Below are 25,810 nucleotides of genomic sequence, written 5' to 3'. Positions count from 1 at the left end.
CTTGGATGCCTGCTCATCGCGGCAGGCATGATTGCCGCATGGGCAGCCCTGCTCGGCATCTACGTGCCGAAGCTCGACGCCTATGCCTCGTTCATGCCGCTCTATGCAGCGCCGGTCCTGCTGGGCGCGGCGCTCGCCTGGCGCAGCCGGCCCTGGCCGCTGGTCGCGGCGGCGGTCGCGCTGGCACCGGTCGTCGGCACCGTCACGCCCGAGCTGCTGCGGACGATTCCCCAGGCCCCGCCCGGCGCGCCGCAGGTCCGCATCGCCACGCACAATGTCTGGAACCGCAATACCGATCCGGCCGAGACCGCCCAGACGATCATCGATGCGCGCCCGGACGTCGTCCTGCTCCAGGAAGCCGGCGGCAGTTTCCGGCCGATGCTCGCCGCGATCCGCCAGCATTTCCCCTATTCGACCGACTGCCCGGCGCATTGCTCGCTCGTGATCTTCTCGCGCTGGCCGATCGGGAGCCGCGACTATCACTTCAACGACGCGGAGGGGCGCAGGCTGGAGCCGCCGCTGATCTGGGCGCAGATCCTGCCGCCGGGAATGCCACCCTTCGTTGTCGCCACGCTCCACTATGGCCATCCCTCGCCGTCCCAGGCCCGCAGGCGCCAGGAACTCGCCGAAGCGATCCGGCAGATCGATGCGCGCGATCTCGTCATCGCGGGGGACATGAACCTCACCCCCTGGGCTTCCGCGATGCGCGTACAGGATAAGGCCCTGTCCCCGTTGACCCGCATGACCCGCGCCCTGCCGAGCTGGCGCAGGCCGGTGCCGATGCTGCCGATCGACCATCTCTATGCCGGGCTGGGCTGGGGCCTTGTCGATGCGCGGCGCTTGCCGGCCACGGGCTCCGATCATTATCCGCTGCTGATTACCCTGGGGCGCCGATGAAGCCGCTATTGGCCTGCGCCTGCATGGCGGGCGCAATGCTCGCCCCTCCTGCCCTGGCACAGCAATCGGACGCGACCGATTCGCTCGGCTCGGTCTCTTCCGAGAACCCCTTCGGACGCGACCGCAACGTCAGCGTGCTGGAGCGCCCGCGACCCGATTACACGCCCGAGCCGATCCAGCTTGGCGCGCTCGAAGTCATGCCGCGGATCGCGGTCGGCACCGGCTATGACGACAATCTCTACGCCCAGCGGGACGATCGGATCGGCGACGGCTATGTCCGCATCCGTCCGCGCCTGTCGATCAACCGCCCCTCGCCCAACCTGCGCCTGACGGTGAATGGCGAGCTCGATCTGCTGCGCTATTTTGACCGGGCGAGCGAGAACGCCACCCAGTATAATTTCGACGCGCACGCGCTCTACACGATCGCCCGCGACACGAATCTCTCCGTGACGGCAAGCCATGGCCGCTACAGTCAGGAGCGCGTCTCGCCCGATTCGCCGACGAACGCCGTCCACCCCACCCGCTTCACGATCACAGACGGCAGCGCGACGCTCAGCCATGTCTTCAACCGGCTGCGGGTGCGCGGCGTGCTGGATGTCGAGAACCGCAATTATCGCGACGGGCGCACGCCCGCGGGCGATACGGTGGACCAGGATTTCCGCGACCACACCACCGTCACCGGCACCGCGATCAGCGAATATGCGCTCAATCCCAGCATCGCGCTGTTCCTGGCGGGATCGTACAACGAACGCGACTACCGCACCCGGATCGGGCCGGTGCCGGCGCGCGATTCCCACGGCATCGAACTCGCGGCGGGATCGAGCTTCGAGCTGGGCCGGATGATGCGCGGCTCGCTGCGGCTGGGCTATCTGCAGCAGAATTATCGGGCGGAGCAGTTCCACGCGGTCAAGGGCCTGCTGGTGCGCGGCGAGCTCGCCTATTTCATGACGCCGCTGGTCACTGTTACCGCCACCGTCGACCGTAGCGTGAGCGAGACCGGCGTGCTGGGGGCGACCGGCTATCTCAAGACCACCGCGACGCTGCGCGCCGATTACGAGCTGCTGCGGAGCCTGATCCTGGGCGTGAGCGCCGAGCTGGAAAAGCGCGACTTCCAGAATCTCGATCGCAACGACGACCGCTGGACCCTGCGCGCCGGCGCCTCCTATCTGGTGAGCAAGCGCGTCGCGCTGCGCGGCGACTTCCAGCGCCGCAGCCAGTCGAGCTGGGGCGCGCTGCCCGGGCGCGAATTCATCGACAACCGGGTATCGGTCGGCGTCACCTTCTCGGGACTATGAGGCTTTCCCCGGACGTTCCAACCAGCCATGGAGCGCACCCTCGCATGCGGCGAGCATCTCGGGCGGCGCCATCCGGTTGATATACCCATCCGAACCCTGATCCGACAGCAGCTTGGCCGGAATCCCGCCGACCACGCCGCGCGGTGGTACGTCCTTGGTGACCACCGCATTGGCGCCGACCGCGGAGTCCGCTCCGATCTCGATCCCGCCGATCACCTTCGCGCCCGATCCCAGGAAAGTCCGGTCGCCGATCACCGGGGCGCCCCGCCGCGCGCCACGGTTCATATAACCCAGCACCACGCCGTGGGTGACGTTCACATTGGTGCCGATCACCGTATCGCCATGGAAATAGAAGCCGCCGAAGCGATTGAGGAACAGGCCCGGCCCGATCTCGGTATATTCGGGGATCGCGAAGCCATATTTATAGCGCGCGCGCAGCAGCAGCAGCTTGACGATCGGAAACAGGCCGAAGCCCTTCATCGGCTTGAGCTTCAGCCAGCCGCAGGTACGCATCAGCACCGTGTATTTATACCCCGGCGTGAAGGCGTAATGGCGCACAAAGGCGCCGAAGCTCACCCGCCCCGCATAGCGATAGAGATCGGCGGCCAGCAGCGCCTTCAGCTTGGCGAAGCTCACCGGGCAGCCGCGCCGATGCGGCTTGCCGGTCTCGTTGCCGTCCTCCTGCTCCGGCGCCAGCGCTCCGGCCACCGCGTCCATCAGAAATAGCGCTCGGCGAAGCGGATCGTATCGCCCGGCAGCACCGCGAAATCGGCGGTGAGCGGATAGACGGTCTCACCGGCCTCCCCGGAACGCTTCACAAAGACCTTCTTCTGGTTGGCGCGATAGGTGAACCCGTCCGCCTTGGCCACCGCGCCGCGGATCGTCAGTCCCTGGACATAAGGATATTCGCCCGGCTTGTTGACTTCGCCCAGAATATAGATCGGGCGGAAGTTGAGCACCTGGGTCGAGACCTTGGGCTCGAGCAGATAGCCTTGTTTCAGCTTGTCTTCGATCGCATGCGAGACATCGTCGGGCTGGAGACCCGCCGCCTGTATCTCGCCGATCAGCGGGAAAGAGATGGCGCCGCTGGGGCTGATCTCGAAATCACCGGTCAGCGATGACTCGCCATAAGTGACGACCTTCAGCTTGTCGCCCGGCGAGAGCTTGAACGCGGCGGCGGAGGGCGGCGTCGACCCGGCACCCGCGACCGGCGCCTGGCCCGAACATGCCGAAAGCAGCGCCAGCGCAGCGGCCAGAGCGATTGGTGCACGCCACTTCATTGGGAAACTCCGGAACTCAAAGCGATCTCTCCTTGTCGAACTTCCCCGGCCCCGCGCGGGCGCCGCTCGAGCGCCCGTTCGATCCTTGCCCAATAATGGGCCGCCGCCTGCTCGACGCCATAAGCGAGCGAACGCTGCCGCGCCGCGGCCCCCGCCGCGCTGCGCCGGGGCTCGGCATGGACGGCGCGAAGCGCAGCCGCGAAACGCTCGGGATCGTCTGTCGGCACCAACGCGCCGGCATCGACGTCCATCGGCCCGGGGACCGCCTCCCGAGCCATGTCGGCAAGGATCTCCGATGGACCCGAGGCGCAGTTGGTCGCCACCACCGGCAGCCCGCACGCCATCGCCTCCACCAGCCCGTTGGGAAACCCCTCGGCATTGGACGGCATGGCGAACAGCTCGGCGCGCGCGAGCAGCGCATAGGGATTGTAGATGAAGCCCGGCATGTCGACCCTGCCGGCGATGCCTAGCCCCCGCGCCCGGGATTCGAGCGCCTCGCGCTCCGGCCCCTCGCCCAATATCACCAGCCGCGCGGGGATCTCTGCCCTCGCATAGGCATCGAGCAGCATCGCGAAATTCTTGTTGGGGACGAGCCGGCCGGCGGCGATCACATAGGCGCCCTGCGGCTGGAACGCCGGGGTCTCGCGCGCCAGCTCGGCGATGCGCTGGTGGTCGACCGGATTGGCGATCGCCGACACGGAATCGCGGCGCACGCCGAAATTGGCGACCAGATCCTCCGCCACGCCTTCGGAGACGGCGATCACATGGCTCGCGCGCGGATAGCTGGCCCGCACCATAGCCCCGGCGACCTTCGCGCCGATGCCCGAGCCGAGATGCGCGGAGGTGTTGACCCGCTCGCTGACCAGCCACGCCTTGTCGCGACCCGCCATCGCCGCCGCGTTGGCGACATTGGCGCGAGTGAGGAAACTGAACGTCAAATCGGGCGCCAACCGGCCGACGAGCCCGCGAAGCTGGATCATGCTCGGCACGAGCCGATGCCGCGCATCGAGCTGATGGGTCTCGATCCAGTCGGGCACCGGATAGGCGCGCGGCTCCCGATCGAGCAGCGCCAGATGGATCGCATAGCGGTCACGCCAGGGCTCGGACGCCGCCAGCAACGTGGTGAGCACGCGCTCGGCGCCACCACCGGCCAGCGAGTTTATCGCGAAGAGAATCCTCTTCTTTTCCGGCATCGTCCCTCGCCTGCACGCCATCAGGAACCCGCCCCCGCCATTTACCTAACACAGGATGATGCTGCGGCGCATCATGGCGACCCCGCCCTGCCGCCCCGGAAGGGCGCTTCATCGTTCCCGAGGCCCGGCAAATGGTTGGCGCGATGTCCACGGCGCATGGAGGGCACGATTGGCCGATTAGGCGCGCCGCCGCTCTTAGTTAATTGCTGCGCTGCGCGTACACCCCATTACGGCCAGCGACGGCGGAAAAAGGGGTGTCCCATGAAGCGAGTCGAATGCCTGGACGGCCTGCGCGGCCTGGCCGCGCTCTGGGTGCTGCTCGGCCACGCGATGATCCTGACCGGCTTCCGCCTGCCGGTGATGAGCCGGCCCGATCTGGGGGTGGACCTGTTCATCCTGCTCTCGGGCTTCCTGATGGTGTTCCAGTATCGCCTGCGCGCCGAGTTCGAGGACTGGCGCCGGCCCGCGATCTGGACGGCCTTCTGGGTCCGCCGCTTCTTCCGCATCGCGCCCCTGTTCTATGTGCTGCTCGCCGCCGCGCTCATCGCAGGGCCGGCGATCTATGCCGATCGCGTCGCGATCGACAGCTTCCTGGGCCAGGCGCTCCAGCCGCCGGAACGCTATCTCGACCATGGCCCCGCCAATATCGCGGCGCATCTCAGCTTCGTCTTCGGGCTGCTCCCCGCCTATGCCTACCGCACGCCCCTGCCCGATTGGAGCCTGGGGCTGGAGATGCAGTTCTACGCGGTCTTCCCTTTCCTCGTCCTGCTCGGCCGCCGGATCGGCTGGGCCTGGGGAGCGCTCGCCATCGGCGCATGCGGCGCGCTGATCGCCGTGATGGCGAACCGCGCCGGGCTGCACTTCCCGATGCCCGCCTTCCTGCCGTTGAAGCTCCACCTCTTCCTGTGCGGCATGCTGATCGCCGCCGATCATGGCGGGCAGCGGGGGCGGCTGTTGCTGCACCTCGGCGTGGCGATGCTGCTCGCGATCCTCCCCATCGGCGGCGCGACGGACATGCTGCACCTCGCGGTGCGCGAGTTGATCGTCCTGACCTTCTTCGGCCTCATCCACCTGCGCACGACGGGCGCGGTCGGCGCGATCTCCCGAGTACTGGGCAGCAAGCCGTTCCACTGGCTGGGCGAGCTTTCCTACGGCACCTATCTCCTCCACCTGCTGATCCTCCAGCCGGTAGCGGCCTGGGCGATCGGGCAGTTCGGGCGCGACATCGGCGCCCCCGCCCGCTTCGCGCTGGTGGTCGGGATCGTCGCGCCGATCACCTATGGCATCGCATTCATGACCTACCGGCTGGTGGAACTGCCCGGCCAGGCGCTCGGCAAGGCCCTGCTGAGGCGCGCCACCCACAATCGGCGACGGGCGCGGCAGGTCATCGCCGAGGAACTGGCCGCACCCTGAAGGAAATCACTTCAGCGGGTGAGCCGCGAAGTCGTTGAACGCGAGGCGTTGCGCCTTGCCGACTTCCACGATGCCCGCGTCCGACGGCGCCTTGAAAAGCGACTGGGCCACCGACGCATCCCCGCCAAAGGGCTCGAAGGCCGAACGCGGCTCGAACAGGCTCAAGCCCACGTCACCGACGCCGCGCAGCAGATTGCTGGCGGCAAGCAACGTCTCGCCCTTGCTGATGCTCGCCAGCAGCAGGGTGGCCGGGTCCGTGGCGGAACTGGTCGTCTTGTAGCCCGCCGAGGATTCCCCCTGCCCGGCCACCACTGTTTCGCTCACCGTGTCCTGCCCGGAAAGGCCGGGCAGCGTGGTCTTGGTATAGAGCGTCGCGCCCTCGGCATGGGTGATCTTGACGCCGTTCAGCACCAGCTTGCCCTCGGACGAGATCACCTTGGTCCGCGTGCCAGCATCCTCGAAGACGCTGTTGATGATGGTGACGTTGGCGGCGCTGTCGAGCCAGAGCTGGTTCTGCTCGGACGAGCCGCCGCGCCAGACCGGATTGCGGCCCACCGAATCGCGCATGGTCACCGAGCCCCACAGGCGATAGTTCCGCCCATTCTCCTCGCTGACCGCCCGCAGCAGCGTGGTATTCTCCGACTTCAGGTCATAGCCGCCATCGCTGTTGCCGCGCGCGACCGTGTCGATGAACTGGACGTCGTGCACGCCGCGCTCGGTCGCAAAGCCGTCGCCGTTGAGATAGCCGCCCGTCAGGCTGCGCACATTCTCGATGGTCGCGCGCTGGATCGTGACATTGTGGACGGTGCCGTCGAGATGTACGCCGATCGGGAAATCGTCGCCCACCTGCCCGCCCAGATCGGCGCGGACATCCTCGATCACCACGTCGCTGCTGTCATATTGCAGCCGGACGACATTGCGCGAGAAGCCCTGGACCGCGATGTCACTGATCTTGAGCCCCTGCACCGTCGCCGTGCCGCTGCTGGCGAGATCCTCGAAGAAGCGCCGGACATTGTTCGCATCGACATGCTGGATGGTGAGGTCGCTGATGTCCGCCGAGGCGCGGAACGCCGACTGGACATTGTCGATCCGCAGATTCTCGAAGGCGAGGTGATCGGCACCGGTGCCGAGCTTGAACAGCTCGTTGCCCGCCGCGTCCCCGGCCTTCCAGCCGGCGGGGCGCGTGCCGACGATATGCGCGTCGGCAGCGTTGCCGGCGGAATCGACTCCGCGGATCGTCACGGGAGCCCCCGCCGTCCCGCCGCGGGTGATCCCCAGGATGCCCGAGACAGTGTAGTCGCCCTTGTCGGCGAGCAGCAGCACCTGGCCGCCGGCGCCGGCCTTTCCGATCAGCGTGTTCAGCGAACCGATCGGCGCGGCATTGCTGGCATCCTTGCCGCTCTTGTCGCCTGCCCCGGTCGGAGAGATGAAAAAATTGCCCATCGCGGCGGACTCCATGCTGACCCACGGCGCCATCGCCATGCGTGGGGCACTTATGGAGCCCGGATATTTCCAAGCAGTTACCGATACATAAGCGAAACAACTTAGAGGAGAATCGGTAACCGGATACCCTAAAGTCACAAAAGTCGCAGGTTCCGCGCGCGCGCCCGCGCACGGGAAAGCCGGAACGCTCGCGATGAGAAGGAGCCCGGCCAGCCTTGCAGGCGAAATCCTGCTTAGCAATCGATACAGGCGTTTCGCTGGCGACATGGCTTGTGTCCTCCGATCGATGGAAGCGACGGCGCAGTCAGAACATGAATTTCAGTCGAGCGCCTCGGCAGGCTGCGAAGTCGCGCTCGAAGGCTGGCATTTCCGCAGCGCGGACTGATAGACCTTGATCGTGTCGATCGCCGCCCGATCCCAGGAGAAACGGTCGCGGACATGCTCGGCATCGACCGCCAGATCCTCGCGCCCCTCATCGAGACGGCGCATGAGCGCATCGACGTTCCCGACCGGGAAGTAATTGCGGGCGTCCAGGCCGATATCGCGATTGGCCGCGATGTCGCTGAGCAGCATCCGCGCGCCGCAGCTCGCCGCTTCGAGCGCCGCAATCGGCAGGCCTTCATGATGCGAAGGCATCACGAAGAGTTCGCACCGCTCGTACAGGCATTTGAGCGTGGCGCGCGACTGGACGCCGGCGAAGACGACCCGATCACCCGCCTGCGCCATCAGCTCCCGCGCATAGCCGCTCTGATGGTCGGCGCCGCCGACGATGACGAGCTGCGCCGCCGAGCCGCTCCGCTCGAACGCGGCGATCAGGTCGTGCAACCCCTTTTCGGGCACCAGCCTGCCCACGGCGAGCAGGAAAGGTCCGGTGATCCCGATGCGTTCGAGCACCAGCTCGGGATCGGCGCCCTCGGGAAGCGCGGGGGCGCCGTTGGGGATGTAGCTGATATCCCTGGCGCGCTTGGGGAAATTCTCGCGCAATTGTGTCGCGAGTGAAGGCGATATCGCGATGATGCGATGGGCGAAGGCGAGCGCCAGCCACTCGCCGCTGCGCAGCGCGGTGCGCGCGACGCGGCCCCATTTGGCGCGGTTATAGTCGGTGCCGTGATGGGTCACCACCACCTGCATGCCGAGCAGATAGGCCAAAGGCGCCATCATTCCCGGCCCGATGGCGTGGATATGGATCACCGCCGCCCCGCGCCACCAGGCGGTGAGCACCGCCAGAAAGGTCGAGAGGATCGCCTCCAGATGCTTCGAGCGCGGGCACGGCACGCCGACGATCTCCACGCCCTTATATTCGCTTTCCCGCTCGGGCAGATAGGGCGCCCTGCCCAGCACGACCGAGCGATGCTCGGGCCAGATCGCCTTGATCCGCGGCAGCAATTCCTCGCAATGGCTTTCGACGCCACCCATCACATTGGGGAAGCCGCGCAAGCCCGTCACGCAAATGGTGATGGACTCGCCCGGATCGTCGTTACGCCCACTCGTCCGTTGCAGCATTTCTTGTCTCCAGTCCCCCCCGATAGGACCGTTTCCCCTGTATCTTCAGGTCATCGCTGCCTCAGGCTTCTCTCCACTAGTTTCTCCGAATTCCTTCGATGGCTGTCCGTTGCTCACGCCGCCTGCCGGGGCGAAGCATCGACATTCCCGGCAAGATCGGCATCGCTCGGCCGGCCGACGCTCACATAGCGGAAGCCCTCGGCCTCGACCTTTTCGGGCGGATAGACGTTACGCAGATCGACCAGCACGGGCTGCGCCATGATGGTCTTCAGCCGGGGAAGATCGAGCGCACGGAACGCATCCCATTCGGTGACGATCACCGCGGCGTGCGCGCCTTCGGCGGCGTCATAGGCCGAATCCGCATAATGCACGTCCTTCAGCAGCGGCCGAGCGGCCGCCATGCCCTCGGGATCATAGGCGCGGATCGTGGCGCCGGCATCCTGAAGCGCCTGGATGATCGAGAGCGAGGGCGCATCGCGCATGTCGTCGGTATTGGGTTTGAAGGTCAGCCCCAGCACCGCGACCGTGCGGCCGCGCACCGATCCGCCGACCGCGGTGAGCACCTTGCGCGCCATCGCGCGCTTCCGCTGGTCGTTCACCGCCACGGTCGCCTCGATCAGCCGGATCGGCGAGTCATGGTCCTGCGCGGTCTTCATCAGCGCCAGCGTGTCCTTGGGGAAGCACGATCCGCCATAGCCGGGGCCGGCATGGAGGAACTTGGCGCCGATGCGATTGTCGAGACCGATGCCGCGCGACACTTCCTGCACGTCGGCGCCCACTTTCTCGCACAAATCCGCGATCTCGTTGATGAAGGTGATCTTCATCGCCAGGAAGGCGTTGGCGGCATATTTGATGAGTTCGCTGGTGCGCCGGCGCGTGAAGAGCAACGGCGCCTTGTTCAGATAGAGCGGCCGATACACTTCCTCCATCGGGCCGCGCGCGCGCTCGTCCTCGATGCCGATCACGATGCGGTCGGGATGCTTGAAGTCCTCGATCGCCGCGCCTTCGCGCAGGAATTCGGGGTTCGACGCCACCGCGAACTCGGCGGCGGGATTGGTCTCGCGGATGATCCGCTCGACTTCGTCGCCCGTGCCGACCGGCACCGTCGACTTGGTGACGATCACCGTGAAGCCCTGGAGCGCCGCCGCGATCTCGCGCGCCGCCCCATAGACATAGGAGAGATCGGCATGGCCGTCGCCGCGGCGGCTGGGCGTGCCGACGCCGATAAACACCACATCGGCCTGGGTGACCGCGCCGGCGAGATCGGTAGTGAAGGACAATCGCCCCGAAGCGGCATTCCGCACGACCAGATCGTCCAGTCCCGGCTCATAGATAGGGATGCCACCCGCCTTCAGCTTGGCGATCTTGTCCGCGTCCTTGTCGACACAGATCACGTCATGGCCGAAATCCGCGAAACAGGCCCCCGAGACCAGGCCGACATATCCCGATCCGATCATTACGATCCGCATACGCATACTCCCAAACTTACAGGTGCGGCCGCTTTCGTGTTGCGCATGCGAACGTTCCCTCGCCTGCGCCGCAACGTCAACGCGGTAGCTTCGAGGTGGGGGAAATCGACGGTGAAGCGAATATTAAGTATTTCCCACGCACTATATCCCGCATCGGCGAAGGGCGTTGCGGTCGTCTTCCTGTAAATTTTCGGGGTCTTCACCGGCCCCGATCGGACGCCCCGAAACTGTCCCAAAAACGGTTCATCGCCAGGTTGCCACGCATCGTCCTTTCGATAGATAGTCGCGGGCAGGAGATTGGGATGCTTGAGACGCTCGAGCAGCAACGCGCGGCCTTTTTTGCCGAACTGCCCGTGCCGCTGGCGATTCGCCGGGATCGGCTTCGCCGAGTCGTGGCGATGATCGAGGAAAATAGCGGCGCGCTGTGCGCCGCGCTCTGCCGCGACCATGAGCATCAGAGCCAGGCGTCCGCGATGCTCACCGAGATCGCACCGGCGCTCACGGCGCTGCGCAATTCGCTCCGGAACGCCGCGGTCTGGATGCGCCCCGTGAACGGGAACGGGCTCTGGGGCAGGCTGGTGCGCGGCGGCGACTATACCGAATATCAGCCGGTGGGCATGGTCGGGCTCACGGCGCCCGCGACGCTGCCCGTCCACCAGACGATGAGCCTGCTCGCCAGCGTGCTGACCGCCGGCAACCGGGCGATGGTGCGGTTCGATGCCGCCACGCCGCATCTGGGGCGGCTGTTCGCGGAACTCGCTCCGCATTATTTCAGCCCGCTCGAATTCCACGTGCTCGATGGCCAGGCCGAGGACGCCAACGCCTTTGCCGAACTGCCGTTCGACCTGTTCGTGGCGAGCGATCCCACCGAGGACGCCGGCACTCGGAACGCCGAACTCGGCGGAGTGACGATCGAACGCTCGGGCAAGTCTCCTGTGCTCATCGGCCGCTCGGCCGATCTGGCGAAGGCGACCGAGCAGGTGATCGCCAGCAAGCTGGTCAAATCGGGCCATATCCCGCTCACGCCCGACTATCTCCTGGTGCCCGCCGAGCAGGAGGAGGCGATCGCTTCCTGGCTGTGGCGCGCGGCGATGCATCTCCATCCGCGCATGGCGGACCATGCCGAAATCGATCTGCCGCTGTCGGACGCCAAGCTCGCCCGCTTCACCCGGCTGATAAACAACGCGCGCGCGCGTGGAGCCGAGATACTGGTCGCCGAGCATCAGGACAGCCCGGCCGGGGTGCAGCACATGCCGCTCCACATCGTGCGCCATGCCACCGAAGACATGCTGGTCATGCAGGAGGAGATCAGCGGGCCGATCCTTCCCTTGCGCACCTATGGCGATATCGACGAGGCGATCGACGAGATCCACCGGCACAAGCCGCCCTTCGCCATCTATCATTTCGGCCGTGACGCCGCCGAGCGCCGCCATGTCCTGGCGCGGACGATCTCGTCGGCGATCGCGCTCGACGGCCCTTCGCTCGCGATCGTCCAGGCGAGCGCCCGGCAGGCCGGCGCCGGGCTGATGCTCAACAACGGCCATGGCGAGATCGGCTTCCGCGGCTTCAGCCGTGCCCGCCGCGTCTATCACCAGCCGGTGATCGACATCGCCCGCCTGACCGGCCTCGCTCCCGCCCGGGCCGCGTTCGGATCGCCCTGAGCCGACACTCGCGACGATTCGCCCCGCGCGCCGCTCGCTGCGGGGAATAGGCTGATTCCAGGAGGAATCCGCTCCGGCGGCGCCCCTCCCGGGTTGCGATCGTCCGCCGGACGCGCTTTGCACACGTCTTGACGCCATGACCTTGCTGCGGCGCAGCGCAAGGGCGCAGCGTTAACCAGTCAGCCAAGGAGATAGCGTTGCTGCAGCGCCGAGACTGACCGGTTATCAGTAGAGTGCGCGTTAGTGGCGGTGTGGATCTCCAATCTGACTTTGGCCGGTGGCCCCGGAAGGGGTTAACCAAAGAAAGGGCGGAACATGCGAAAGATACGCAAGGCGGTTTTCCCCATCGGGGGGCTCGGAACCCGTTTCCTCCCCGCGACCAAGTCGATGCCGAAGGAGATGCTCACGGTAGTCGATCGGCCGCTCATCCAATATGCGGTCGATGAGGCGCGCGAGGCCGGGATCGAGCAGTTCATCTTCGTCACCAGCCGCGGCAAGAGCCTGATCGACGATCATTTCGATCACGCCTTCGAGCTCGAGGAGACGATGACCCGGCGCGGCAAGTCGCTCTCGATCCTCGACAGCACGCGCTCCTCGCCGGGCGACATCACCATCGTCCGCCAGCAGGAGCCGCTGGGCCTGGGCCATGCCGTGTGGTGCGCCCGCCGCATCGTCGGCGACGAGCCGTTCGCGGTGCTGCTGCCCGACGACCTGATGGTCGGCCGGCCGGGCTGCCTCAAGCAGATGGTCGATGCCTATGCCGAGCTCGGCGGCAACCTGATCTGCGCCGAGGAAGTCGCGCCCGAGGATACCTCCAAATACGGCATCATCACCCCCGGCGAGAGCCTGGGCAGCATCACCGAGGTTCTGGGCCTGGTGGAAAAGCCCGCGCCCGAAGCCGCGCCGTCCAATCTCGGCGTGATCGGCCGCTACATCCTGCAGCCGGAGGTGATGGACATCCTCGCCAGCCAGGAGGAAGGCGCCGGCGGCGAGATCCAGCTCACCGATGCGCTGGCCCAGCTCATCGGCCAGCAGCGCTTCCATGGCGTCACCTTCTCCGGCAGGCGCTATGACTGCGGCGACAAGAGCGGCTTCATCACCGCGACGCTGGCGCTCGCGCTGGAACGGCCCGAGCTGGCACCGGCGATCCGCGCCTTCATGGCGACGGCCTGATCCATGCACGCCCCCGTCCCGCGGTCCCTCCCCGAGCGTGATTCCGCAGACCCGCAAGTCGATCGCGGCGCGCTGATCGACTTGCGGGGAATCGTCGCCGTCATCCGGCGCAGATGGATGATCATCTGCGCCTCGCTGGCGGCGGCGATCGTGATCGCGGGCGCGGCCTATTTCGCCGCCGAGCCGCGCTATACGGCAACGGCGCAGGTCGCGCTGGAGCGCTCGGCGGAGCGCGTGGTCAATGTCGATCAGGTCGTCCCCACGGTCGATCCCGATTCGGCGGCGGTGGATACCGAGGTCGAGATCCTCCGCTCGCCCGAATTGATCGGGCGGGTGGTCGATCGCCTGGGGCTCGACAAGGATCCGGAGTTCAACAAGGCGGCGGTTCCAGGGCCGGCCGTGGCCGGTGCGCAGCAGGATCTGGTCGGGCGCCAGCGCGCGATCGGGACAGTGCTCTCGAACCTGACGGTCAAGCGCGACGGGCTTTCCTACGCGATCAGCGTCACCTTCGAGGCGGGAACGGCGCCGAAGGCCGCCCAGATCGCCAATACGATCATCGATCTCTACGTCTCCGGCCAGACCGGCTCCAAGTCCGACGCGACGCAGCGCGCGCGGGTGTTCCTCGACCAGAGGCTCCAGCAGCTCCGCGCCCAGGTGCTGGAAGGGGAACGCGCGGTTGCCGATTATCGGGCACGGAATGGCCTGTTCGCCGCCTCCAATTCCAGCAGCGTCTCGCAGGAGGAGTTGACGAATCTCTCGACCCAGCTTGCCCAGGCGCAGGCGGAGAATGCCGCGGCGCAGGCCCGGCTCTCCACCGCGCGCGCGCAATTGGCGCGGGGCCGCAGCGGCGAGGAGCTGGGCGAATCGCTCGATTCCCCCGTGGTCAGCGCGTTGCGCGGCCAGCGCGCCGAGGCCGCCCGCGAAGTCGCGTCGCTCGAGAAGCGCTACGGGCCGCGCTATCCCGATCTGGTCCGTGCCCAGAACGCGCTGAAATCCACCGATGCCCAGATCGCCGCGGAGGTGCAGCGCATCGTCGCCAATGTCTCGATCCAGGCGAATATCGCCAGCCAGCGGGCAGCATCGCTCGCGGGCTCGATCGGACAGGCGCGCGGCCGGCTGGCAAGCGACAATCAGGCATCGGTGCGGCTGAACGAGCTGGAGCGGAACGCCGAATCGTCGCGGACGCTCTACCAGACCTTCCTCGATCGCTATCGCCAGACGGTGGCGCAGGCCGGCCTGGAGCGCAGCGATTCCTATATCGTGAGCCATGCGCGCGTGCCGGGGATGCCCAGCTCGCCCAACAAGCTGATGTATGCGGCGCTCGCGATCGTCGGCGGGCTCGGCGTCGCGACGCTGCTGGTGCTGCTACTCCAGTTGCTCGAACGCGGGCTGGAGAGCAGCGACGCGATCGAGCGCTCGCTGGCGCTGCCCATGCTCGCCGCGATCCCCGATGCGCGGACCTTGCCCGGCTATCGCAAGTCCGGCCTTCCCGCTCCCCCGGCCGAGCTGCCGCTCAAGCGACCGCAATCCGCCTTTGCCGAGGCGTTCCGATCGCTGCGCACGTCGCTCCACTTCGCCGGCGGCGGCGCGGTGCGCGTGGTCGCGATCACCTCGGCAGTGCCTGGCGAAGGCAAAACCACCATCGCCATCGGACTGGCGCGCGCCGCGGCGGCATCGGGTGCGCGCGTGCTGCTGATCGATTGCGATGCGCGCCGCCGCGCCCTGACCCGGCAGCTTGCCGACAAGGTCCAGATCGGCCTTGAGGACGTGCTTTCCGGCAAGGCGCCGATCGAGCGCGCGCTGTTGCAGGACAGCCTCTCCCCCGCCGTCCTGCTGCCGCAGCGGCTCGGCGACACGGACGAGCCCCGCGCCGACAGCACCAGGCTCGCCGCACTGATCGAAACCGTGCGGGACCGCTACGACCTGATCCTCCTCGATACCCCGCCGGTGCTGGCGGTGGACGAGGCGCGCGTGCTCGCCAGCGTCGCCGACGGCGTGGTGCTGCTGGTCCGTTGGCGCAAGACGCCGGCCAAGGCAGCGGAAACCGCGCTCCGCCAGCTCTACGACGTCAATGCCAATGTGATCGGCGCCGTGCTGACATTGGTCGATGTCCGCGAGCAGCAGCGCTCGGGCGAGACGGGCTATCATCTGCGCGAGTACAAGAGCTACCATGTGGGCTGAGCCCCGGCCGTGAACGAGGGCGGCCTGGCCTATGGCCCGTCCTTCGGGCTGGGCGTGCTGATACCGGTGACGCTGCTGCTGCTGGTGCCGCTCGTCATCGCCGTGCGCCGGGCCGGGAGCCTGGCGGCGGCCTTCGTCATCGTCGCGCTCTGGCTGCGCTATATCGCCGGCGCCTATCACCTCTACATGTTCAAGCCGCTGGTCGCGGGTTTTTCGGGCAATGCGGCGCTTTCGATCGGGCTGACCCTGTTCGGGCTCGCCTTCGTGGTGCGGCCGGCCAATTTCGGCATCAAATGGGTGATGCCGATCTATCTGGTGGCGGCACTGGTCCTGCTGAGCGCCGCGCTGAACGGCGACATCGCCGGCGGGATCAACGTCGCGGTCAAATATGCCTATCTGCTGGTCATCACCATCTCGGTGTTCCAGGCGATGCGCCGCGACAATGCGGGGCGCTGGATCGGCTGGGCGATGGTCGCCTTCCTGCCTTTGCTCGTCTTCCAGGCGCTGTCGGTGGTGCTGCATCTGCCCAAGGGCTCGGAGGATGGCGACGGGCTGGTCTGGATCGGCGGATACAATCATGAAGGCGCCTTCTCGGTCGCGCTGGTCGCCGGGTTCGTCGTGGGCTGCTTCGCCCGCTCGGCGCCGACATGGGTGCGCGTGCTCTTCCTGCTGGCAACGCTGGTCGGCATCCAGCTCGCGGGCTATCGCACTTCGATCCTCGCGCTGACTCCGCTCGCGCTGGCGACATTCCTGATCGGCCTGACCGTCAGCGTCCGCCGCGACCAGCGCGCGCTGATGGCGGGCGCGGCGGTGGTGGGCGGGCTCGTCATCGTCTCGATCGCCGCGATCTTCTATGCCGACAAGTTCGGCGATCTCGCCACCTTCCTCTCGAACCCCGGCCATCTCATCAAGCCGCCGCGCGAGTTCGACTATCTCGATCGCCAGGTCATGTCGGCGCGTCCGCTGATCTGGAGCAGCTACCTCTATGCCTGGGCGGACGGCAGCGCGGCCCGGCATCTGTTCGGCTTCGGCCCGGAAAGCTGGGAGGGGCTGTTCAAGGTCTATCCGCACAACACTTTGGTCGCGACACTCTACGAGCTGGGCGTGTTCGGCGTGGTGGCGATGCTGCTGCTCTGGGCGGTGATGTTCTCCGCCGCGCTCGCCGCTCGGACCGAGCGCTTCAAGCTGATCGCCGCGCATTTCGCCTTCTTCCTGCTCAACATGGCGACGATGCCCTTCTGGCAGGTGGAGGGACTGGGGCTTTACGGCTTCCTGTGCGGCTATACGATCTACCAGGCGCGGGCAGCGGCCCGGAAACCGGTGCGCCGCCCTCCCGCCGTCGCCACGCAGCGCCCGGTGCCAGGCGATCCGCTGGCGATCACGCCGACACGATTTCCCACTCCTCGATAAGCGACCGGATCTTCTCGGCATCCGCAGGCATCAGCGGATTATAGATCACCATGCTGAGATCGGAACGTCCATCGACGGCGAAGACCGAATATTCGAATGCCAGCGGACCGAGAACGGGGTGCCGGATATGCTTCACGGCCTCGCCATGGCTGCGAACGTCGTTGTCGCGCCACATCGCCGCGAACTCGGGGCTCAACCGGCAGAGCTCCTCGACCAGCGGCTCGACCTGCGCCGACGCCCCCGCGCGCGCCGCATCGATCCGGAACGCGCCCAGCACGAACCGCGCCACGCTCTCCCAGTCATATTGCACGGCGCGGGCACGCGGATCGAGGAAAATGAAGCGCAGGATGTTGCGCTGCTCCGGCGGCAGCGCGCCGTAATCGGTCATCATCACCGCGACGGCACGGTTCCAGGCGATGACGTCCCAGGTGGCGGTGCGGATAAGGGCGGGGCTCGGCTCCAGCGCATCGAGCACGCGCTGGAGCCGCGGCGTGACGCCTTCGTCCTTGCGGTAGCGCGCCTCGGGAGGGTGGCCGAGGCCGAGCAGGAAGAGATGCTCGCGCTCGACATCGGTCAGCAGCAGCGCACGGGCGATCCGATCGAGCACATCGGCCGAAGGCGCCCCGCCCCGCCCCTGTTCGAGCCAGGTGTACCAGGTCGCGCTGATATTGGCGCGCTGCGCCACTTCCTCGCGACGCAGCCCCGGCGTGCGCCGCCGCGCCCGCGAAAAGCCGAAGGCCGCCGGATCGAGCTTCGCCCGCCGGTCCTTGAGATATGATCCAAGCAGAGTCTCGCTGCCCATCCTGTTAGCCATTATACCATGATAATCTCACTACTTTACCAGGATAACATGGGCGCCCAAGTCTGTCTTCAACGGAACATGGAGACTTGCAGATGCGCGTATTCGTCACCGGCGCGACCGGATTCATCGGCTCGGCCGTCGTGAAGGAACTTATTGGCGCCGAGCACCAGGTGCTCGGCCTCACCCGCTCGGACGCGGGCGCCGCGGCCCTCGCCGCGGCCGGCGCCGAAGCACATCGCGGGTCGCTCGACGACCTGGACGGCCTGAAGCAAGGCGCCGCCGGATCCGACGGCGTCATCCATCTCGCCTTCAACCATGATTTCTCGCGCTATCTGGCGAATTGCGAGGATGATCGGCGGGTGGTCGAGGCGCTCGGCTCGGCGCTTGCCGGCTCCGCCCGGCCGCTGATCGTGACCTCGGGCACCGGCATGGCGAATACCGAGCTGGGCCGCCCCTCCACCGAGGACGACGTGGCCATCAGTGCCGCCCTGGCGCCGCGCGCGGCATCGGAGGAGGCTGCCGCCGCCATCGCCGCGCAGGGAGCCAATGTGTCGGTGATGCGCCTCCCGCAGGTGCACGATACGGTCCGGCAGGGCCTTGTCAGCTATGCGGTCGCGATCGCCCGCGAGAAGGGCGTCTCCGCCTATGTGGGGGATGGCGCCAATCGCTGGCCGGCGGCGCATGTCCTCGACACGGCCCGTCTCTACCGGCTCGCGCTGGAAAAGGCGGAACCGGGCGCGAGATATCATGCCGTCGCGGAGGAAGGCGTGCCGCTGCGCGACATCGCCGAGGTGATCGCCCGGCGCCTGGAGATCCCGGCCCTGTCGATCGCCCCGGAAGAGGCCGAAGCCCATTTCGGATGGCTCGCCGCCTTTGCGGGGCGCGACGTGCCCGCCTCAAGCGCGCAGACGCGCGCGCGTCTGGGATGGCAGCCGACCGGCCCCGGATTGATCGCCGACCTCGAACAGTTGCGCGTTTCCGCCGATTGAGGCGACAGGCGGCAGGAGCGACAGGCCCCTGCCGCCGTTCGTTCAGAGCACGAACCCGCCGTCAATTGTGAGGCTGGCCCCGGTCATATAGCCGGCGTCCGCACCCGCCAGATAGGAGACCAGCGCGGCGATCTCGCTCGGCTTTCCCACGCGGCGCATCGGGCTCAGCTCGATCAAATACGGGACCATGGCCGAGGTCATGTCGGTCTCGGTCGGGCCGGGCTGGATGTTGTTCACGGTGATGCGCCGGGGGGCGAGATCGACGGCGGCGCCCTTCACCATCGTCGCCACCGCGGCCTTGGTCATCGCATAGACGCCCGAGCCCGGCGTGCTGGAGCGGACCGCCGTGTTGCTGCCGATCGTGATGATACGGCCGCCGTCGCGCATGTGCGGCACCGCCGCCTGGATCGCGAGGAAGACGCCGCGGACGTTCACGTCCAGCATCCGGTCGAGCGTTTCGAGCGGAAAGCTGTCGATCGGCGCGATATGGATGATGCCCGCATTGACGACGATCGCGTCGATCGGCCCGAAACGCTCCACGGTCTGCGCGACGGCCGCGCGGATCGCCTCGGGATCGGCGCTGTCCGCGGCAATCGCGAGCGCCTCCCCGCCCGACGCCTCGATCGCCTCCACCACTTCGCGCGCCTTGTCCGAGCGGGAAACATAGGTCAGCGCGACCGCGAAGCCGTCCGCGGCCAAGCGCGATGCCGCCGCCGCGCCGATGCCCCGCGATCCCCCGAAAACCAGCGCGACCCTGCGCTGCGTCACCATTTTATCGTCCGTCATCACATTCTCCATTGTTGATCGATTAGTCCATAACTAGGCATGCCAAAGGCAGCCGGTCCCGATCGGCCTAGCGTGCCTTCAAACGGTCTGCTGCAAAGTGCGCCATCCGGCGCAGATCCTCGGCCCCGCCGCCGCCGCGCGCGGCAAGCTGTATCCCGGTCATCGCCAGCTGCACGAAGCGCGCGCCTTCCTCGGGATCGATCTCCGCATCGACCTCCCCCTTCTCCCGGCCTTCGCGCAGGCGCTCCACCAGCCGCGCATACAGCGCGGGCGCGGCCTTCTCGCGAAGCGCGACGATCGCCGGATCGGAGGCGCCGAATTCCCCGACCGAGCCGACCCCCATGCAGCCCATCGCGCGCGCGCTATCATCCTCGGCGATCAGGCCGCGCAGGAGGTCGCGAATGCCCTCCAGCGGCGACTCGGGCGCGCTCAACCGGCGCATATGCCCGGCGATCGTGCCCTGCTGATAGCTGCGCAGCGCCTCCAGATAGAGCCGCCGCTTATCGCCGAACGCATTGTAAAGGCTCTGTCGGCCGATCCCCATCGCCTGGACGAGATCCTCGGTCGAGGTCGCGACAAAGCCCTTCGCCCAGAACAGCTTCATCGCCTGTTCCAGCGCCGCGTCTCGATCGAACTCGCGAGGTCTCACCATGTGCGCAGCCCTAATTCATTCTAGAATGAAGAGTCAATAACCAGCCATCCACCCCTCGTCCTGCCGCAACCTGCAACCAGCGCGCTTGCATGTTCGTTGGTTTTTGCGCAGGCGCTGTCGCTCGTTTGTAATATGCCGAAGGACTCCCATGCCCGCCTCAACAGCCGCAGCCAAGCGACGTGACCGCGGCCGCCGCCGTGACGCCGGTATCCCCTCGCCCTGGAAGATGTTCCTCAGGGGATTTTTCAGGAATCCGGTGATGGTCGGCGCGATCGCCCCGTCGTCGAACCGCACCATCAACAAGATGCTGGGGCCGGTCGATTGGGACAATTGCAAGCTGTTCGTCGAATATGGCCCCGGCGTGGGCACGTTCAGCGGCCCGATCCTGGAGCGGCTGGCGCCCGACGCCAAGCTGGTGGTGATCGACACCAATCCCGATTTCATCCGCTATCTCAAGCACACGATCACCGATCCGCGCTTCTTCCCGGTGCTGGGATCGGCGGCGGACGTGCAGCAGATCATCCGCGATCACGGCTTCGAGAAGGCCGATTACATCGCCTCCGGCCTGCCCTTCTCCACCCTGCCGCCGGGCGTGGGCGATGCGATCGCCAAGGCGACCCGCGAGGTGCTGCGCGAAGGCGGCGCATTCCTGGTCTATCAGTACAACCCCCGGGTGCGGAACTTCTTCGCCCCCTATTTCCCGCGTATCGACCACGCCATGGAGTGGTGGAACATCCCGCCGGCCCAGCTCTGGTGGGCGTGGAAGGATTAAAGCCATTCTGATCGCGGCCGGTGGTTGATCCCCGGCCGCCATGCTCCTAGACGCTCGCCAAACCCTCCCTTTTCAGGAAAGCGAGCATATGGCGAAGATCAAGGTTGCAACGCCGGTCGTCGAGATCGACGGCGACGAAATGACGCGGATCATCTGGCAGTGGATCCGTGAGCGACTGATCCTCCCCTATCTCGACGTCGATCTCAAATATTACGACCTCTCGATCGAGAATCGCGACGCGACCGACGATCAGGTCACGATCGATTCGGCCAAGGCGATCCAGCAGTACGGCGTCGGCGTGAAGTGCGCGACGATCACCCCGGACGAGGCCCGCGTCGAGGAATTCGGCCTCAAGCAGATGTGGAAGTCGCCCAACGGCACGATCCGCAACATCCTAGGCGGCGTCGTCTTCCGCGAACCGATCGTCATCAAGAACGTCCCCCGCCTCGTCCCCGGCTGGACCGATCCGATCGTCGTCGGCCGCCATGCGTTCGGCGACCAGTATCGCGCCACCGATTTCCGCGTCCCCGGCCCGGGCAAGCTCCGCCTCGTCTGGGAAGGCGCCAATGGCGAGACGATCGACCGCGAAGTGTTCGACTATCCATCAGCCGGCGTCGCGATGGGCATGTACAATCTCGACGATTCGATCCGCGATTTCGCCCGCGCGAGCATGAACTATGCCGTCAACCGCGGCTGGCCGCTGTACCTGTCGACCAAGAACACGATCCTCAAGGCCTATGACGGCCGCTTCAAGGATCTGTTCCAGGAAGTGTTCGACGCCGAGTTTGCCGACAAGTTCAAGGCGAAGGGCATCATCTACGAGCACCGCCTGATCGACGACATGGTCGCCTCCGCGCTCAAGTGGAGCGGCAAGTTCGTCTGGGCCTGCAAGAATTATGACGGCGACGTCCAGTCGGACACGGTGGCCCAGGGCTTCGGTTCGCTCGGCCTGATGACCTCGGTCCTGCTCTCGCCGGACGGCAAGACCGTCGAGGCCGAGGCCGCGCACGGCACCGTCACCCGCCATTATCGCATGCACCAGCAGGGCAAGGCGACCTCGACCAATCCGATCGCGTCGATCTTCGCCTGGACCCAGGGCCTGTCGTTCCGCGGCAAGTTCGATGGCACGCCGGACGTCACCAAGTTCGCCGAGACGCTGGAGCGCGTCTGCATCGAGACGGTCGAGAGCGGCAAGATGACCAAGGATCTGGCGCTGCTGATCGGCCCGGACCAGGCATGGATGACCACCGAGCAGTTCTTCGAGGCGATCCGCGTCAATCTCGAAGCGGAAATGGCAGCCTGGAGCTGACGGCCTGACTTCCGCCCGTCATCCTGGAAAAATCCGGGATGACGGGCAAATAATATCCGGCATGGCGGTGACAGCACGGCATCCAGCCGCCACAATGTCCTTATGCTCAATCTCACCAACAGCGGCTTCAGCGATGCATTGGTGATCCTGGGCGCGGCGGGGCTGGTGATTCCGGCCTTCGCGCGCTTCCGGATCAGCCCGGTCATCGGATTCATCCTGGTCGGCGCGCTGGTCGGCCCGTTCGGGCTCGGCTCGCTGATCGCCAGCCAGCCCTGGCTTTATTATCTCACCATCTCCGATCCGCATTCGATCGAGCCGTTCGCCGAATTCGGCATCATCCTGCTGCTGTTCTCGATCGGGCTCGAACTGTCGTTCAAGCGGCTATGGGCGATGCGCACGCTCGTCTTCGGCGTCGGCGCAGCCGAGCTGATCGGATCGGGCGCGATCCTGGCGCTGCTGCTCTATCTCACCGGCCTCAGCACCGGCGGCGCGATCGGCCTGGGCCTGGCACTCGCGCTTTCCTCGACTGCGCTGGTGATCCCGATCGCGGGCACGACCAGCGCCGTTGGCCGCGCCGCCTTCGCGATGCTGCTGTTCGAGGATCTGGCGCTGGTGCCGATCATCTTCGGGCTGGGCGCGCTGGCTCCCGCCGCGGCGGACGCGGGCCTGACGCCGCTGCTCACCACGCTGGGCATCGGTCTGGTGACGATCGCGATCCTGTTCGTGGTCGGGCGGCTGCTGCTGCCGCGGATGTTCTCGCAGGCCGCGCGCACCAAGAGCCCCGAGCTGTTCCTGGCGGCGAGCCTGCTGGCGGTGATCGTCGCCAGCCTGGCGACCAGCGCCGCGGGCCTATCGCCCATCGTCGGCGCGCTGATCGCGGGGCTGCTGATCGCCGAGACCGAATATCATGGCGAGGTCGAGGCGATCACCGCGCCGTTCAAGGGGCTCGCGCTCGGCGTGTTCCTGCTCACCGTGGGGATGCGGCTGGACCTGGGCTTCGTGCTCCTCAACTGGGCGCCGCTGCTGGGCGCCAGCCTGCTGGTGATGCTGGTCAAGACCGGCGTGACGATGGGGCTGCTCAAGCTCTCGGGCGCGCGTGCGGGCACCGCGGCGGAGGCCGGGATATTGATGGCGAGCCCGTCCGAGACGACGCTGATCGTGCTCGGCGTGGCGGGCGCGGCCGGCCTGATCGTGCCGGCGACCGCTGCCTTCTGGACGACGGTGACGGCAATCGGGCTGACGCTCACGCCCGTTCTGGCCAAGATCGGCCAGTCCATCGCGCGCCTGATCGAGCGGCGCGAGGCGAGCGAGGACCAGCCCGAAACGGCAATCGATGCGGCGGGTCCGGGGACGGTGGTGCTGGGGTTCGGGCGCGTCGGGCGCACGGTCGCCGATATGCTGACGCGGCACGGCCTGCCTTATATCGGCGTCGATGCCGATGTGGACAATGTCAACGCGGCGCGGAAGGACGGCTATTCGGTCCTGTTCGGAGACGTCACGCGCAGCGAGCTGGTCGACGGGCTGAACCTCGGCCATGCCCGGGCGCTGGTCCTGACGATGGACGATCCGGTGCTCACCGTCCGCCTGACCCGGCGCGTGCGCGGCTGGGTGCCCGATCTGCCGATCATCACCCGCGCGCGTGACGCGAACCACGCGGCCGAGCTCTACAAGGCCGGCGCGACCGACGCGGTGCCCGAGACGCTGGAAAGCTCGCTGCAATTGTCCGAGGCGCTGCTGGTCGATCTCGGCATCGCGGTGGGGCCGGTGATCGCGTCGATCCATGAGGAACGCGACATGATGCGCAAGGCGATCAAGGAAGCCGGGGGCATGGACCGCGAGCCGCGGCTCCGCCGGGTGCGCAGCGGCGAAGCCACGAGCTGAATCGAATCATACAGGGGAGTTCGCAGCATGTTCGGAACCTTGCTTCTCATCGCCGCGGCGCATGCCGCCGATCCGCTTGCCGAAGCCCGGGCGGGCAAGCTGCAATGCGTGTCGCCCAATGTCGAGGCGAAGAAGTGCCTCGCCATCGCCAGCTATGTCGTCCGGCCCGACGGCAGCTTCGATACGGTGGTGACGCTGATGATCGCGCCGAGCCCGCTGATCGCGATGGAGACGCGCGCCAGCGGAAAGGCGGAGGGTGAAGCACTCTGCTCGATCGTCCGGAAATCCGACTATGAAGCATCGAAATACACGATCGACGGCAAGCCTGCCGATGCCGCGACCGCCAGCGCGATCACTGCCCAGATCCTCGGCACGGTCGCCGCGATGGACGGCAAGAAGGCCTGCTCGATCGACCGACCCGATACGGGCGACCTGATGGTCGAGGAAGTGACGCTGGACGGCGTGGCGCGGCCCGACATGACCCAGAAGTTCATCTGGGTGAAGCCCGAGGACGGCTATACCGTCGGGCAATAGGGTTCCGCGTTCCCTTGCCCCTTCCCCGGCGAAGGCCGGGGCCCAGTTTCCACCCAGTCGCGATGGCGCAGCGCCTCTTCATCCGCGCCGATACTGGGCGCCGGCCCTCCGTCGCCGGGGAAGCGATTCTGATAGGCGAGCCAGCGGCTATTTGAGCGACTGGAGGAAAGCGATCAGTTCCTGGCGCTTCGCTGCGTCGGGCTGGCCCGGGAACGCCATGTGCGTGCCGGGCACCAGCGCCGCCGGCTTGGTCAGCCATTTGTCGAGCGTCGCTTCGTCCCAGGTAAGGCCCGCCGCCTTGAGCCCAGGCGAATAGCCGAAGCCCGGCTTGCCCGCCGCCGCGCTGCCGAAGACGCCCCAGAGGTTCGGACCCACACGGGCCGGGCCGTCCTTGGCGGTGGTGTGGCAGACGGCGCAGGCCGCGAACACCGGCGGCGTGGCGGATGCCGCGACCGTCGCTTCGGCGACCGGCGCCGCGGGGGTTTCGCCATTGGCCGGTACGATCTCCTCCGTCACCGTCGTCGTCGGAGTACCGCTGTCGGCCGGAGCCGTCGCCGGCTCGGACCCGCACGCCGCGAGCAGCAGAACCGGCAGGAAGGAAGCGACGGGAGTGAGGCGCATAGGTGAAGTCTCCGGGCAGGGCGCGATCGAGCGTCCGGCGCCTTTTCATCGCCGGATGCGCGTTGCGTCCTTGTCCGGGATCAAGACGCGATCAGGCGGGTGCTTTCGCTTCGGCCAGCGCGGCCTTCACGGCTTCGAGCGCCTCGGCGCCCTTGCCGCCATCGGGTCCACCGCCCTGGGCCATGTCGGGACGGCCACCACCGCCCTGCCCGCCCAGCACCGCCACCGCGGTCTTGACCAGATCGACCGCGCTCAGCCCCAGCCCGTCACTGACGCCGACCGCGACCGAGGCACGGCCTTCGTTGACCGCGACCAAGGCGACCACGCCCGATCCGATCCGCGCCTTGGCCTCGTCCACCGCGCCGCGCAGCGCCTTGGGATCGAGCCCGTCGAGCACCTGGCCGATAAAGTTGATCCCGGCCACCTGCTCCGGCCCCGCCGGCGCGGCCGCGCCGCCGGGGCGCGCGGGAAGTGCAGGGCCAGTCCCCTCGCCAGCCAACGCGTGTCTGGGTGCGACAATGGGTAAATATTCGGTTCCAAGTGCTG

Annotated in this window: 22 protein-coding genes and 1 pseudogene; 12 read left to right on the top strand and 11 right to left on the bottom strand. The window is 67.1% G+C overall.

Annotated elements, in window-relative coordinates; genetic code table 11:
- Positions 1-27 precede the first annotated feature (27 nt).
- Positions 28-897 carry an endonuclease/exonuclease/phosphatase family protein gene (locus HB724_RS12765; RefSeq protein WP_213981325.1) on the top strand — a complete coding sequence of 290 codons (870 nt, stop codon included), beginning with the start codon at positions 28-30 and terminating at the stop codon, positions 895-897.
- Positions 894-2,192 carry an outer membrane beta-barrel protein gene (locus HB724_RS12760; protein ID WP_213981324.1) on the top strand — a complete coding sequence of 433 codons (1,299 nt, stop codon included), beginning with the start codon at positions 894-896 and terminating at the stop codon, positions 2,190-2,192. The genes HB724_RS12765 and HB724_RS12760 overlap by 4 nt, the downstream gene beginning before the upstream one ends.
- Here HB724_RS12760 and HB724_RS12755 read toward each other — a convergent pair.
- Genes HB724_RS12755 through HB724_RS12745 form a run of 3 tightly spaced genes read right to left on the bottom strand, consistent with a single transcriptional unit; the run spans position 2,187 to position 4,665 of the window.
- Positions 2,187-2,909 (bottom strand): serine acetyltransferase, encoded by a 723-nt coding sequence (locus HB724_RS12755; protein WP_213981323.1) that lies wholly within the window; start codon positions 2,907-2,909, stop codon positions 2,187-2,189. The genes HB724_RS12760 and HB724_RS12755 overlap by 6 nt on opposite strands.
- Entirely contained in the window at positions 2,909-3,472 is a 564-nt protein-coding gene (locus tag HB724_RS12750; RefSeq protein WP_213981322.1) for a polysaccharide biosynthesis/export family protein, read from the bottom strand. Before HB724_RS12750 ends, HB724_RS12755 begins: the two co-directional genes overlap by 1 nt.
- Entirely contained in the window at positions 3,469-4,665 is a 1,197-nt protein-coding gene (locus tag HB724_RS12745; RefSeq protein WP_213981321.1) for a glycosyltransferase, read from the bottom strand. Before HB724_RS12745 ends, HB724_RS12750 begins: the two co-directional genes overlap by 4 nt.
- Positions 4,666-4,926: 261 nt before the next feature.
- Here HB724_RS12745 and HB724_RS12740 point away from each other — a divergent pair, with 261 nt between their 5' ends.
- Positions 4,927-6,078 (top strand): acyltransferase, encoded by a 1,152-nt coding sequence (locus HB724_RS12740; RefSeq protein ID WP_213981320.1) that lies wholly within the window; start codon positions 4,927-4,929, stop codon positions 6,076-6,078.
- A 6-nt stretch (positions 6,079-6,084) separates the two neighbouring features.
- Here the strand turns inward: HB724_RS12740 and HB724_RS12735 are convergent, their stop codons facing one another.
- From HB724_RS12735 to HB724_RS12725, 3 genes are all read right to left on the bottom strand, one after another.
- Positions 6,085-7,521, bottom strand: a complete 1,437-nt coding sequence (locus HB724_RS12735) for a hypothetical protein (RefSeq protein WP_213981319.1) — start codon at positions 7,519-7,521, stop codon at positions 6,085-6,087.
- A 318-nt stretch (positions 7,522-7,839) separates the two neighbouring features.
- Positions 7,840-9,024: a glycosyltransferase family 4 protein gene (locus HB724_RS12730; protein ID WP_213981318.1), complete on the bottom strand. Its 1,185-nt coding sequence runs from the start codon at positions 9,022-9,024 to the stop codon at positions 7,840-7,842.
- A 113-nt stretch (positions 9,025-9,137) separates the two neighbouring features.
- Positions 9,138-10,493 carry a UDP-glucose/GDP-mannose dehydrogenase family protein gene (locus tag HB724_RS12725; protein ID WP_213981317.1) on the bottom strand — a complete coding sequence of 452 codons (1,356 nt, stop codon included), beginning with the start codon at positions 10,491-10,493 and terminating at the stop codon, positions 9,138-9,140.
- A 302-nt stretch (positions 10,494-10,795) separates the two neighbouring features.
- Here HB724_RS12725 and HB724_RS12720 point away from each other — a divergent pair, with 302 nt between their 5' ends.
- The 4 genes from HB724_RS12720 (at position 10,796) to HB724_RS12705 (ending at position 16,918) form a co-directional block, all read left to right on the top strand.
- Positions 10,796-12,154 (top strand): aldehyde dehydrogenase family protein, encoded by a 1,359-nt coding sequence (locus HB724_RS12720; RefSeq protein WP_213981316.1) that lies wholly within the window; start codon positions 10,796-10,798, stop codon positions 12,152-12,154.
- Positions 12,155-12,469: 315 nt separating this feature from the next.
- Positions 12,470-13,327 (top strand): UTP--glucose-1-phosphate uridylyltransferase GalU, encoded by an 858-nt coding sequence (galU, locus tag HB724_RS12715; protein WP_213981315.1) that lies wholly within the window; start codon positions 12,470-12,472, stop codon positions 13,325-13,327.
- Between the two features lie 3 nt (positions 13,328-13,330).
- On the top strand, positions 13,331-15,508 hold the full coding sequence (locus HB724_RS12710; RefSeq protein ID WP_213981314.1) for a polysaccharide biosynthesis tyrosine autokinase: 2,178 nt from the start codon (positions 13,331-13,333) through the stop codon (positions 15,506-15,508).
- A 9-nt stretch (positions 15,509-15,517) separates the two neighbouring features.
- The gene (locus tag HB724_RS12705; protein ID WP_213981313.1) at positions 15,518-16,918 is read left to right on the top strand and encodes a hypothetical protein; all 1,401 of its coding nucleotides are present in this window, start codon (positions 15,518-15,520) and stop codon (positions 16,916-16,918) included.
- Here HB724_RS12705 and HB724_RS12700 read toward each other — a convergent pair.
- A complete protein-coding gene (locus tag HB724_RS12700; RefSeq protein ID WP_256731493.1) occupies positions 16,887-17,732 on the bottom strand; it encodes a helix-turn-helix transcriptional regulator in 846 nt (281 codons plus the stop codon). The two genes, HB724_RS12705 and HB724_RS12700, sit on opposite strands and share 32 nt — an antisense overlap.
- An 80-nt stretch (positions 17,733-17,812) precedes the next feature.
- Here HB724_RS12700 and HB724_RS12695 point away from each other — a divergent pair, with 80 nt between their 5' ends.
- On the top strand, positions 17,813-18,709 hold the full coding sequence (locus tag HB724_RS12695) for an SDR family oxidoreductase (protein ID WP_213981312.1): 897 nt from the start codon (positions 17,813-17,815) through the stop codon (positions 18,707-18,709).
- Positions 18,710-18,751: 42 nt separating this feature from the next.
- Here HB724_RS12695 and HB724_RS12690 read toward each other — a convergent pair whose 3' ends face one another.
- Entirely contained in the window at positions 18,752-19,495 is a 744-nt protein-coding gene (locus HB724_RS12690; protein ID WP_256731492.1) for an SDR family oxidoreductase, read from the bottom strand.
- A 67-nt stretch (positions 19,496-19,562) separates the two neighbouring features.
- Positions 19,563-20,147, bottom strand: a complete 585-nt coding sequence (locus tag HB724_RS12685) for a TetR/AcrR family transcriptional regulator (RefSeq protein WP_213981311.1) — start codon at positions 20,145-20,147, stop codon at positions 19,563-19,565.
- Between the two features lie 148 nt (positions 20,148-20,295).
- Between HB724_RS12685 and HB724_RS12680 the strand changes: the two genes are divergently transcribed.
- The 4 genes from HB724_RS12680 to HB724_RS12665 all read left to right on the top strand — a co-directional run bounded on the left by HB724_RS12680 (position 20,296) and on the right by HB724_RS12665 (position 24,643).
- Positions 20,296-20,919, top strand: a complete 624-nt coding sequence (locus tag HB724_RS12680) for a methyltransferase (RefSeq protein ID WP_213981310.1) — start codon at positions 20,296-20,298, stop codon at positions 20,917-20,919.
- Positions 20,920-21,007: 88 nt separating this feature from the next.
- Positions 21,008-22,228: an NADP-dependent isocitrate dehydrogenase gene (locus HB724_RS12675; RefSeq protein ID WP_213981309.1), complete on the top strand. Its 1,221-nt coding sequence runs from the start codon at positions 21,008-21,010 to the stop codon at positions 22,226-22,228.
- Between the two features lie 102 nt (positions 22,229-22,330).
- Positions 22,331-24,109: a cation:proton antiporter gene (locus HB724_RS12670; RefSeq protein ID WP_213981308.1), complete on the top strand. Its 1,779-nt coding sequence runs from the start codon at positions 22,331-22,333 to the stop codon at positions 24,107-24,109.
- 27 nt (positions 24,110-24,136) lie between these two features.
- On the top strand, positions 24,137-24,643 hold the full coding sequence (locus tag HB724_RS12665) for a hypothetical protein (RefSeq protein ID WP_213981307.1): 507 nt from the start codon (positions 24,137-24,139) through the stop codon (positions 24,641-24,643).
- Positions 24,644-24,790: 147 nt separating this feature from the next.
- Here HB724_RS12665 and HB724_RS12660 read toward each other — a convergent pair whose 3' ends face one another.
- Complete coding sequence (locus tag HB724_RS12660; protein WP_218625181.1) at positions 24,791-25,264, bottom strand: c-type cytochrome; 474 nt, start codon at positions 25,262-25,264, stop codon at positions 24,791-24,793.
- 91 nt (positions 25,265-25,355) lie between these two features.
- Positions 25,356-25,712: pseudogene (locus HB724_RS12655) on the bottom strand (DHHA1 domain-containing protein); the annotation flags it as partial.
- Positions 25,713-25,810 lie beyond the last annotated feature (98 nt).

Origin of the sequence: Sphingomonas sp. dw_22, assembly GCF_018449795.1 — a bacterium.
Taxonomy (GTDB): Bacteria; Pseudomonadota; Alphaproteobacteria; order Sphingomonadales; family Sphingomonadaceae; genus Sphingomonas.
Note: the sequence above shows the minus strand (reverse complement) of the source record. Positions and strands in the feature narration are given on the sequence as shown.